The organism is Streptomyces bambusae (genome assembly GCF_019400985.1).
Lineage (GTDB): Bacteria > Actinomycetota > Actinomycetes > Streptomycetales > Streptomycetaceae > Streptomyces > Streptomyces bambusae_A.
The window spans coordinates 1-826 of the sequence record NZ_WTFF01000700.1; the positions used below are offsets into that span (position 1 = coordinate 1).

Annotated in this window: 1 protein-coding gene; it reads left to right on the forward strand. The window is 72.0% G+C overall.

From position 1 onward, the window contains the following. Positions 1 to 240: 240 nt before the first annotated feature. Positions 241 to 723 carry an Lrp/AsnC family transcriptional regulator gene (locus GPJ59_RS36620; RefSeq protein WP_219672402.1) on the forward strand — a complete coding sequence of 161 codons (483 nt, stop codon included), beginning with the start codon at positions 241 to 243 and terminating at the stop codon, positions 721 to 723. Positions 724 to 826: the final 103 nt, after the last annotated feature.

Here is an 826-nt window from a genome sequence, read left to right on the forward strand (position 1 = left end):
AGCGATAGCGCCGCGACGGGTGAGGCTCGCGGGCGGCGTCGGATGTGTAAAAGAGCGGGGGGGCGGGGGCGGGGGGCGCGGCCGTCCCCACGGTGTTCATCGCGGCCAAGAAGGTGGCTCCCGCCTCTTACGGACCCGTCATCGCTTACCCCGGCAACGCTAGGGCTTCGGGCGGGGCAGCCGATTGCTAGTTCTGCCTCTCGGACGTACGTTTGGGGCAGAATCTGCCAAGGAGCGCCCATGGACGCAGTCGATCTGCAGATCATCCGGGAATTGCAGGCCGACGGGCGGCTGTCCAACCAGGACCTCGCCGACCGCGTCCGGCTGTCCCCCTCCCCCTGCCTGCGGCGGGTGCGGCGGCTGGAGGAGGCGGGACTGATCCGCGGCTACACGGCCGTCGTGGACCAGGTCGCCTTCGGGCTGCCGATCACCGTGTTCGTCCGCATCCGCCTGGAACGGCACACGGCGGAGGCGGTCCGGCTCTTCGAGGAGCACGTCGCCGTCATCGAGCACATCCAGGACTGCTACCTGATGGCGGGCAGCAGCGACTACCTGCTCCGGGTCGTGATCGAGGACCTCGCGGCGTACGAGGCCCTGGTGCGCCACCGGATCCACGCCATTCCCGGGATCGCCTCGATCGAGTCGAGCTTCGCGTACGGCAGCGTCAAGCAGTCCCGTACGTACCCCCGCCCCACCCCCGGCTCCCCCGCCCGACCCCACTGAGCTCCGGGGGCCGCGCAGGGGCAGGACCGGAATCGGCGCATGGCGCCCGGTGCGGGCCGAAGCCCGCTGCGGGGCCGGCGCCGGGCACCGGCCGGGGCGGGGC

Coding starts and splice junctions, on each gene's coding strand:
- GPJ59_RS36620 (WP_219672402.1), top strand. CDS start 241: ATGGACGCAGTCGATCTGCAGATCATCCGGGAATTGCAGGCCGACGGG.